Annotated in this window: 7 protein-coding genes; 2 read left to right on the forward strand and 5 right to left on the reverse strand. The window is 68.2% G+C overall.

The genetic code is table 11. The features are described from left to right. Nucleotide 1 precedes the first annotated feature (1 nt). The gene (locus tag G582_RS16610) at nt 2-373 is read right to left on the reverse strand and encodes a TfoX/Sxy family protein (RefSeq protein ID WP_051247225.1); all 372 of its coding nucleotides are present in this window, start codon (nt 371-373) and stop codon (nt 2-4) included. Then, a complete protein-coding gene (locus G582_RS0112385) occupies nt 370-855 on the reverse strand; it encodes a GAF domain-containing protein (protein WP_028840102.1) in 486 nt (161 codons plus the stop codon). Before G582_RS0112385 ends, G582_RS16610 begins: the two co-directional genes overlap by 4 nt. Nucleotides 856-923: 68 nt before the next feature. Here G582_RS0112385 and bioD point away from each other — a divergent pair, with 68 nt between their 5' ends. Further along, nucleotides 924-1,601 (forward strand): dethiobiotin synthase, encoded by a 678-nt coding sequence (bioD, locus tag G582_RS0112390; RefSeq protein ID WP_028840103.1) that lies wholly within the window; start codon nt 924-926, stop codon nt 1,599-1,601. 267 nt (nt 1,602-1,868) lie between these two features. Here the strand turns inward: bioD and G582_RS0112395 are convergent, their stop codons facing one another. Together G582_RS0112395 and G582_RS0112400 are read right to left on the reverse strand one after the other, a co-directional pair. Further along, on the reverse strand, nt 1,869-5,033 hold the full coding sequence (locus G582_RS0112395; protein ID WP_028840104.1) for an efflux RND transporter permease subunit: 3,165 nt from the start codon (nt 5,031-5,033) through the stop codon (nt 1,869-1,871). Between the two features lie 14 nt (nt 5,034-5,047). Beyond that, complete coding sequence (locus G582_RS0112400) at nt 5,048-6,238, reverse strand: efflux RND transporter periplasmic adaptor subunit (protein WP_051247227.1); 1,191 nt, start codon at nt 6,236-6,238, stop codon at nt 5,048-5,050. Nucleotides 6,239-6,426: 188 nt separating this feature from the next. Here G582_RS0112400 and G582_RS0112405 point away from each other — a divergent pair, with 188 nt between their 5' ends. After that, a complete protein-coding gene (locus tag G582_RS0112405; RefSeq protein WP_028840106.1) occupies nt 6,427-8,688 on the forward strand; it encodes a patatin-like phospholipase family protein in 2,262 nt (753 codons plus the stop codon). A gap of 61 nt (nt 8,689-8,749) precedes the next feature. Here G582_RS0112405 and G582_RS16620 read toward each other — a convergent pair. Further along, nucleotides 8,750-9,077, reverse strand: a 328-nt coding sequence (locus tag G582_RS16620; protein WP_156880501.1) for an IS1595 family transposase, incomplete at its 5' end; no start/stop codon positions are given.

The following is a 9,077-nucleotide window of genomic DNA, read 5'->3' on the forward strand; positions in this document are numbered from 1 at the left end:
GTCAATCGGCGGAGCCGCCGTGGCGGTCGTCGTCGAACAGCGCGAACGCCGGCGCCGCCGCTTCCTCATGATGGGTGGTGGTCACCGGCGCCGCGGCGGGCCGTCCGCGCGGCGGCGGCAGCAGCGCGATGGCGGCTTCGGCGGCCTGCACCAGTTCGCTGCGGCGCGCCTCGGACACTTCCTGCCAATGGCAGTCCAGCAGCGCGCCTTCCAGCGCGTACAGCAGGTTGAGGCTGGGTTTGAAGCCGGCCCGGCGCACCTTCATGAAGGCGCCCACCGTGCCCGCCTCGACCAGATCCTCGCGCGTGCGCAACCCGACCTGGCGCAGCCATGCCGCGGACTTGGGGCCGATGTTGCGCAGCTTCACGTTCATCCAAGCGATTCCAGGTATGCCCGGGCGATCGCTTCCAGGCCATGCTGATCTTCAACGGAAAAGCGCGCGGGGATCGGACTGTCGATGTCGAACACGCCCAGCAGCGCATCGCCCTGGTACAGCGGGACCACCAGCTCGGAGCGGCTGGCCGAATCGCAGGCGATGTGGCCGGCGAACGCGTCCACGTCTTCCACGCGCTGGGTGGTGCGGGTGCTGGCGGCAGCGCCGCACACGCCCTTGGACAGCGGGATGCGCACGCAGGCGGGCAGGCCCTGGAAGGGACCCACCACCAGCTCGGTGCCATCGAAGAAATAGAAACCCACCCAGTTGAGGTCGGGCAGCGCGTGGTAGACCAGTGCCGACAGGTTGGCGGCGTTGGCGGTGCGGTCGCGTTCGCCGTGCAGCAGCGCGCGCGCCTGCTCCAGCAGCTGGGCGTATTGTTCCGGCTTGCTGCCGGTCAGGGTGGTGGCGGTAAAGCTCATGCGCGCAGTGTAGCAACCAGGTCCGCTGCGATTACCATCGCAGCCCACCACGACGGGCGGAGCGCGCGATGTTCTCGATCTACGTGACCGGCACCGACACCGGCATCGGCAAGACCCTGGCCAGCTGCTCGCTGCTGCACGTGTTGCGCGGGCACGGCCTGCGCGCGGCGGGAATGAAACCGGTCGCCAGCGGCTGCGAGCGCATCGACGGGCAGTGGCGCAACGAGGACGCGCTGGCCCTGCAGGCCGCCGGTGCGCCGGGATTGACTTACGCCGACATCAATCCGTTCGCGCTGGAACATCCGCTGGCGCCCGAGCTGGCCGCGCGCGATGCCGGGACGGAGGTGCGGCTGACCGCGATCCTCGCCGCGCACGCGCGGCTGGCGACGGAGGTCGATGCCCTGGTGGTCGAGGGCGTGGGCGGCTGGGCCGCGCCGCTGTCGGCCTCGATGATGCAGGTGGATCTGGTGCGCGCGCTGCGACTGCCGGTGGTGCTGGTGGTCGGGCTGCGGCTGGGCTGCCTCAACCATGCGCTGCTGAGTGCGCGGGCGATCGTGGACGACGGCGCGCACCTGGCGGGCTGGATCGCCTCGCATGTGGATCCGGCGATGGCGCGCGTGGAAGACAACATCGCGATGCTGCGCGAACGCCTGCCGGCGCCGTGCTGGGGCGTGCTGCCGCATGCGCCGGGCGTCGATCCGATGCTGCTGGCAAGGCATTTGCGGGTGCCGGTGCTGGGCACGTAGGCCGGTTGGGGCGAGCGGGTCTTCCCGCATGCGCCGCTGTGCCGGGCAGCAGGTTCGCCGCTCAGGCTTCGCGTCCGGCTGCGATTCGCGGCCGCAGGCCATCCATGGCCTGCTCGAACCTGCCGCCCGGCACAGCGGCGCTCCAGAATTTTTCGCAGCCGTGACAAAGTGCTTCGCCACGCGCGATATCAGCCAATGCGGCTGCGTGCACCCACAAAAAAACGCCCGGGTTTCCCCGGGCGTTTGCATTGCATCAGCCGGCGGCCATCAGCCGTGCTGCGGTTCCGGCGGCGGCAGCGAGGACGCTTCCTTGCCGGTGTCGTGCGCGTGGTCACGCGCCAGGTACAGGTAGAACGCCGGCAGCACGAACAGGGTGAACAGCGTGCCGATGGTCATGCCGGAGGCGATCACCACGCCCATAGAGAAGCGCGACGCCGCGCCCGGGCCCTTGGCCATCAGCAGCGGGATCATCGCGAACACCAGTGCGGCGGTGGTCATCAGCACCGGGCGCAGGCGGATGCCGGTGGCTTCCTCGATCGCCTCGCGCTTCGACAGCCCCTGCTCGATCTGCAGCTTGTTGGCGAACTCCACGATCAGGATGCCGTGCTTGGAGATCACGCCGACCAGCGTGACCAGACCCACCTGCGTGTAGATGTTGATGCTCATGCCCGGGAATGCCTCGATCCCGGCGAACTGCAGCACCTGCGACAGCAGCGCCAGCACGTTCAGCGCCAGCAGCGCGCCGCAGATCGCCATCGGCACCGTGAGCAACATGATCAGCGCGTCGCGGAAACTCTCGAACTGCGCCGACAGCACCAGGAAGATCACCACCAGCGCCAGCGCCAGGGTCATCAGCATCGCCGAGCCTTCCTGCTTGAACTGCCGCGACTCGCCGGCGTAGTCCACGCTGTAGCCCTGCGGCAGGACTTCCTTTGCCGCCGCATCGAGGATCGCCAGCGCCTCGCCCTTGCTCACGCCGGGGCGCGGTGCAAAGGTGATCGAGACCGCGTTGAGCTGCTGGAAGCGCTTGAGCGACTGCGGCTGCGCGCTTTCCTCGAGGGTGACGATGGTGGACAGCGGGATCAGATCGCCGTCGCGGGTGCGGGTGTAGTAGTTCTCCAGTGCCGAGGCGTTGAGGCGGTCGCTGCGCTGCACCTGCGGGATCACCCGGTAGGCGCGGTTCTGCATCGAGAACAGGTTGGAATAACCGCCGGCCAGCATCGCCGACATGTCGGCCGCCAGCGTGCGCATGTCGATGCCCAGCGTGGCCGCCTTGTCGCGGTCGATGTTGACCTCGATGCGCGGCTTGTCGATCTTCAGGTCCTTGTCCAGGAAGATGAAGCGCTTGCTGGCCATCGCCTTCTGCAGGATCGCGTCGGCCAGCTCGGACAGCTGCGACAGCTCGCCCACGCCGCCGATCACGAACTCGCCGCCGCCACCGCCACCGCCGGCGCTGGGCAGCGAGGGCGGTACCAGCGCGAAGATGTTGAGGCCGGTGACCTGCGACATCTTCGGCTGCAGCTCCTGCTGCAACACCGCGTTGGTGGAGCGGCTGCGCTGGCTCCACGGCTTCAGCACGAAGCCGGCCATCGCGCTGGGGCTGGCACCGCCACCGCCGCCGAAGCCGCCGTTGAACAGGAAGTAGTCCTGCACTTCGGGCACGGTCTTGGCGATCTTGGTGACTTCCTCGGTATAGCGCTCCACGTAGTCCAGCGTGGCGATGGGGTCGGCGCTGGCGACCGAGAAGATGAAGCCCTCGTCCTCCACCGGCGCCGGTTCCTTGGGCGCGCCCATGTACAGGAACACGCAGCTCACCAGCACGATCAGGCCGAATGCGGCGATCACCGACCTGGTTTCCAGTGCGCTGTGCAGCTTGCGCTGGTAGCCGTGGTGGAGCTTTTCGAAGCGGCTGTCGAGCCAGTTCTCGAATTTGCTCTTGGGATGGTCGGGATCGTGCGGCTGCAGGATCTTCGAGCTCATCATCGGCGTCAGCGTCAGCGCGATCACGCCCGACAGCAGCACCGCGCCGGCCAGGGTGAAGGCGAACTCGGTGAACAACACGCCGGTCAGGCCGCCCTGGAAGCCGATCGGCAGGTACACCGCGATCAGGGTGGTGGTCATCGCCACCACCGGCCAGGCCAGTTCGCGCGCGCCGCGGATGGCGGCGTCGAACGGGCTCATGCCCTCCTCGATGTGGCGGTGGATATTCTCCAGCACGATGATCGCGTCATCCACCACGATGCCGATCGCCAGCACCATCGACAGCAGGGTCAGCAGGTTGATGGTGAAGCCCATCAGCAGCATCAGGAACAGTCCGCCGATCAGGGACAGCGGGATGGTCAGCGCCGGGATCAGCACGCTGCGCACCGAGCCCAGGAACAGGTAGATCACCACGATCACGATCAGCAGCGCTTCGATCAGCGTGCGGATCACCTCGTCGATCGCGTCCTGGATCGCCTCGGTGCTGTCGTACGGGATGCTCGCTTCCATGCCCTGCGGCAGCTGCGGCACGATCTCGTTGTCCCAGACCTTGCGCATCGCCTTGATCACGTCCAGCGAGTTGGCGTCCGGGGCAACGTAGATGCCCATGAACGTCGCCGACTCGCCGTTGATGCGCACCGAGGTGCCGTAGCTTTCCGAACCCAGTGCGACGTCGGCGATGTCGCCCAGCCGCACGATGGCGCCGTCCTGTTCGCGCACGATCAGCTTGCGGAACTCGTCGGCATTGCGCAGGTCGGTGCGCGCGGTCATGTCGATGGCGACCATCTGGCCCTTGGTGGAGCCCACCGCCGCCAGCACGTTGTTGGACTGCAGCGCGTTCGACACGTCGCTGGCGGTGACCTGCAGCGCGGCCATCTTTTCCGGCTTCAGCCAGATGCGCATGGCGAAGGTGCCGGCGCCGAGGATGTCCGCGCGCTGCACGCCGTCCACCGTCACCAGCTTGGGCTGGATCACCCGGGTCAGGTAGTCGGTGATCTGGTTGTTGTCCAGCGTCTGGCTGGCGAACGACACGTACATCGCGGCGATCTGCTCGCCCTGCTGCAGATCGATGACCGGGTCTTCCGACTGCGGCGGCAGCTGGCCGCGCATCTTGTTGACCTTGGCGCTGATCTGGGTGAGCGCTTCGCTGGGGTCCTTGTCCAGGCGGATGTAGGCCTGGATGTTGCTGATCCCGGCCGAGCTGGTCGACGACAGGTAGTCGATGCCTTCGGCGCTGGCGATCTCGCGTTCCAGCGGGGTGGTGATGAAGCCCTGGATCAGGTCGGCGTCGGCACCGAAATAGGTGGTGCTGATGTTGACCACCGCGTTGCGCATCTCGGGGTACTTGCGCACGTTCAGTTCGCTGAAGGCGCGCAGGCCGAACAGCAGGATGAACAGGCTGACGACCATCGCCAGCACCGGCTTCCTGATGAAGATATCGGTGAATTTCATGGGCAGTCCCGGCCTTACCTGTTCTCGACTTCCGGCTGCGCGTCGGCGGCCGGGCGCACGTCGTTGTTGATCGTCACTTCGGCGCCGTTGCGCAGCTTCAGCAGGCCGGAGGTGACCACCTGTTCGCCGGCCTTGAGGCCGCTGGTGACCGCGATCAGGTCGCCGCGGGTGTTGCCGGTCTTGACGAAGCGCTGGGTGACCACCAGCTTGTCGCCGGTCAGCGGCTTGCCCTGCATGTCGGTTTCGCCGGCCTTGCGCTTGACCTTGCCGATCACGAACACCGCGTTGCCGTAGGGGTTGAAGCTGACCGCGGTCTGCGGGATCACCACCACCTCGCGCTCGCTGCCGAGGTCGAAGCCGACCTTGGCGAAGCTGCCCGGGCGCAGCGCGCCGTCCGGGTTGCGCAGGGTGGCCTGGGCGCGGAAGTTGCGGGTATTGGTATCGACCTGCGGCTCCACCGCGGTGACCTTGCCCTCGAATGACTGGCCGGGCAGTGCATCGACGGTGGCGCGCACGCTGGTGCCGTCCACCATCTGGCCGATCAGCTGTTCCGGCAGGCTGAATTCGAGGTAGATCGGGTCGAGCTGCTGCAGGCTGACCACCGGCGCGCCCGGCGCCAGGAACTGGCCGAGGTTGACCTTGCGGATGCCAAGCACGCCGGCGAACGGCGCGCGGATGGTCTTCTGCGCAATCAGCGCGCGCTGCGCTTCCACCTGCGCGCGCGCGGCGGCGGCGGCAGCGGTGCGCTGCTGCACTTCGTCCAGCGAAACCAGCTTGTCCTTGCCCAGCTGCTGCCAACGGTGGGCCTGGGTTTCGGCCAGCCTGGCCGAGGTTTCCAGCGCTTTCAGGGTGGCCGCTTCATTGGCGGTGTTCAGCCGCACCAGCACCGCGCCAGCGGCGACCGGCTGCCCGGCCTCGAACTCGATGCTGCGGACCACGCCGCCGGCTTCGGTGGTGACGTCGGTGCCGTTGACCGCCACCAGCGTGCCTACCGCCTCGCCGCCCTCGGCCCAGCGCTGCGGCTTGGCGGTGGTGGCCGACACGGCGGCCGCCGGCTGCGGCATGTTGTCGAAGAAATTGTTGGTCTGCTTGGCGAAGAACGCCTTGAACAGGAACACGCCGCCGAACACCACGGCGACGCCGACCAGCATCAGGATCCAGCGCAGGGCCGGGCGGGGCGGACGACGGGAAGACTGGGCTGTCATGGGAGATTCCTGGGAAGGTCGGCGACGCGTTTGCGCCTGCAGGCAGAGATGCGCGGCTGCGGGAGGTCGGGCGAAAAGAGCGGGGATCATATACCCGTCGGTATAGTAAATGCCAGCGCAAATGCGACTCATGTGCCGGTGGTCATGATGCGCGCTGCAGGGTGACAGTAAAGTTGCGGATCGGCCGGATGGTCGGGGATCTGGAACAGGCGATGGGGCGGATGCGCATGCGGGGCGTGGTGGCGGTGCTGTTGCTGGGGCTGTGGTCGGCGGGCGCACCGGCGCAGCCGGGTGTGGCGCCGTCCGATGCGCCCTGCGTGGGCCTGGTGCTGGGGGGAGGTGGCGCGCGTGGCGCCGCCCACGTCGGCGTGCTGAAGGTGCTGGAGCGCGAACACATCCCGGTCTGCGCGATCGCCGGCACCAGCATGGGCGCGATCGTCGGCGGGCTGTACGCGGCGGGCTTCGATGCCGCCGAGCTGGAGCGGTTGCTGGCCACCATCGACTGGAACGACATGTTCGTCGACAGCCCGCCGCGCGCGCAGCTGCCGATGGAGCGCAAGCAGGAGGACTTTCGCCACCTGATCGACCTTGAGATCGGTTATCGCGACGGCCGCCTCGGCATCCCCGCGGGGCTGGTGCGCGGGCAGAAGCTGATGTTGCTGTTGCGCCGGCTGACCCTGTCGACCTGGCGTGCGGAAGGGTTCGACCAGCTGCCGATTCCGTTCCGCGCAGTCGCCGCCGACATCGTCACCGGCAGGAAGAAGGTGTTCGCCGATGGCGACCTGGCGGTGGCGATCCGCGCCAGCATGTCGGTGCCCGGCGCGTTCGCCCCGGTCAAGGTGGGCGAGCAGCTGCTGGTGGACGGCGGCATGGCCGAGAACGTGCCGGTGGACGAGGTCCGCGCGATGGCTGCGCATCCGATGGTGGTGGTGGACGTGGGTTCGCAGCTGCTCAAGGAAGACGCGCTGACCAACCCGGCGGTGGTGCTGGACCAGGTGATCACCGCGCTGATGGCGGAGAAGACCGCGCGCAGCCTGGCCACGCTGGGCGATGCCGACGTGCTACTGAAGCCGGTGCTGGGCGACATCACCGCCGCGGACTTCCATCGCTCGGCCGAAGCGGTGGCGATCGGCGAACGTGCCGCCGAAGCGCAGCTGCCGCGGCTGCGCGCGCTGGCGCTGCCCGTCGCGGAGTACGCCGCATTGCGCGCGCGCCAGCGCCATCGCGACTTCGATCCGGGGCTGGTCGCCTTCCTCGACGTCGAGCCCGGGCAGACGCCCTCGGCCACCCGGCGGGTGGCATGGGCCACCGAGGCGCTGGTGGGCAAACCCTTCGACGTGGCCGCGACCGAGCGCGCGATCGGCAATGCCTACGGCGACGGCCGCTTCGAAACCATCGACTACCGCCTGCTGCCGCGCGACGGCAGGGCCGCGTTGGTGGTGCAGCCGCAGCAGAAGGCGTGGACCGCATCCGGCAAGGTCGGGCTGCAGCTGGACGACGACTTCAACGGCCGCAGTGATTACCTGCTGTCGGCGGAGCTGGTGTTCAGCGACGTCAACCGGATTGGCGGCAAGTGGCGCAACCTCATCCAGCTGGGTCGCATCACCGGCCTGCGCAGCGAGCTGTACCAACCGTTCGGCACGCGCGGTGCGTTTTACCTGCGACCGGCGCTGGAAGTGCGCAGCGAATCGATGCCGCTGTGGCGGCAGGGTGATCAGCTGGCGGAATACCGGCTGCGGCGGCGCGAGTTCGACATCGGCCTGGGCTATTCGCCGCAGCCGACCTGGCGGATGGAGCTGGCGCTGGTCGGCGGGCGCGACAGCGCGCGTCTGGACGTGGGCGGCGCCGGGCTAGTGCAGGTGGGCTCGGAGAGTTTCGCCGGGCTGCGTGCCGGCGCCACCTGGGACAGCCTGGACAGCATCGACTTCCCCACCCGCGGCGGCCGCGCCAACCTCGAACTGCTGTCCCTGCACCCTTGGGCCGGCACCCGCGCCGACGGCGAAGTGGCGCGCGCGTCGCTGGACTGGGTGCTGGCATGGAAGCGCTATCACCTGCTGCTGGGCGCGCGCGTGGCCAGCGCGCTGGAGGACGACGCCAGCGGCTTCCGTTCGCAGACCTTCCTGGGCGGCTTCCTGAACCTGTCGGGTTTCGCCGAACGCTCGCTGGTCGGCAGCCAGGCCGCGCTGACGCGGGCGGTGTTCTATCGCCGCACCGGCGATACCAGCCGGCTGTTCTCGCTGCCGCTGTACATGGGCGCCAGCGTGGAAGCCGGCAACGTCTGGAATACCCGCAGCGCCTTCGGCAGCGGCAGCGCGGTGGTCGCCGGCAGTGTGTTCGGCGGGCTGGACACACCGCTGGGGCCGGTGTTCCTGGGCTTCGGCCGCAACAGCAGCGGTGCCGATTCCTGGTACCTGAGCTTCGGCTCGATGCTGCGGCAGGAGCCGCGCTGAAACCGGCCCGGATCGCAGGCAAAAAAAAAGGCGCTGTTCGCGTTGATTGTGGACATGGAGGTCATGTCATCGCCAACCTGAGCAATGACGCGGGTCCTGCGCCGACTTGGGCATTCCGCTCCAGTGCCCGGAACCACCCCAGGTAGTTCGGCAGATAGGACGTCGCCACGCCCCGGAATCGGGCCATCCAGCCCTTCAGTCGGCTGTGGTGCGCATTGACATTCTGGACATGCCACGCACCTCGCTTGCGCTCGCCGCGCAAGGTGTTCAGGGCGTGGTGCTCAATTCCCAGATCCCTTGCCGCACTTGCCAACATGGCGCTGCCGTCGGTGCACAGCACCGCATCCGACGCGATGGCGGTCGGCAGGACGGCCAGCAAGCCCCGCTTG

The organism is Thermomonas fusca DSM 15424 (assembly GCF_000423885.1).
Classification (GTDB): domain Bacteria; phylum Pseudomonadota; class Gammaproteobacteria; order Xanthomonadales; family Xanthomonadaceae; genus Thermomonas; species Thermomonas fusca.